At 47.4% G+C, this 895-nt stretch carries 3 protein-coding genes; all 3 read left to right on the top strand.

Annotation, left to right across the window (positions count from 1 at the left end):
* The coding region (locus Xhom_RS25075) for an NlpC/P60 family protein (RefSeq protein WP_145957532.1) at nucleotides 1-340 on the top strand (340 nt) is incomplete at its 5' end.
* A 39-nt stretch (nucleotides 341-379) separates the two neighbouring features.
* A complete protein-coding gene (locus Xhom_RS25070; protein ID WP_069315771.1) occupies nucleotides 380-610 on the top strand; it encodes a hypothetical protein in 231 nt (76 codons plus the stop codon).
* A 54-nt stretch (nucleotides 611-664) separates the two neighbouring features.
* On the top strand, nucleotides 665-895 hold a 231-nt coding region (locus Xhom_RS25065), incomplete at its 3' end, for a tail assembly protein (protein WP_145957531.1).

Raw genomic sequence — 895 nt, 5'->3', positions numbered from 1 at the left:
GCACGGCATTTGGGATTGTTATGCCATTGTGCGTGACTGGTATCGACTGGAGCGTAATATTGAGATCCCCAACTTTGCACGCTCAGAGGGCTGGTGGAATCGGGGCGAAAACCTGTATATGAAACACTATGCGGGGGCTGGGTTTACCGAGTGTAGCGGTGGATTGCAGGTGGGTGATGTGATCATCATGCAGGTACAAGCCAATGAACCCAATCATGCCGGGGTGTATATCGGTGACGGGTTGATGCTACACCATCTGTACGGGCAGCTCAGCAATCAGGTGCCTTATGATGGGTATTGGCAGGATAGGACGGTCATTATTCTTCGTAATAACTATTGATCTGCTATTATTGATGCACCTACAAAGAGGGACATCATAATGAAAAAAATAGCAATATTGGCATTGTTCGCATTTCTTTTGTCTGGGTGTGCGAAAACAATGCTGGTTCATGACCATAAATCACTATCCGAGCTTGAGAAAGATAAATATGAGTGCATGAATATTGCAACTCAGCAAGCTGCAAACTGGGGAGCTGCTGGAAATCCATTCATTATCAAAGATGAGATGCTTAAGTGCCTAAAAATTAAGTATGGATGGCGAGAACAATAACGATCAGCCTAACTTATCAACCCGCTCCGGCGGGTTTTTTATTGGAGTAACCTCATGAATACAGTACGAACAGTGCGGCTTTATGGTGTCCTCGGTGCCCAATTCGGCCGCGAGCACAAACTGGTCGTCGCTTCCCCCCAGGAAGCCATTCACGCCCTCTCGGTCCTGATTGATGGCTTTGAACAGTTTCTCCTGACCGCCAAAGAGCGCGGATTAACCTTTGCGGTCTTTAACGGGCAACGCAATATCAGCCGGGATGAATTGGCATTATCCGGTGATACCGAT

The sequence above is a fragment of the Xenorhabdus hominickii genome (genome assembly GCF_002632725.1).
Taxonomy (GTDB): Bacteria; Pseudomonadota; Gammaproteobacteria; order Enterobacterales; family Enterobacteriaceae; genus Xenorhabdus; species Xenorhabdus hominickii.
The sequence above is the reverse complement of the archived record's forward strand: the minus strand, read 5'-3'. Positions and strand labels throughout refer to the sequence as shown.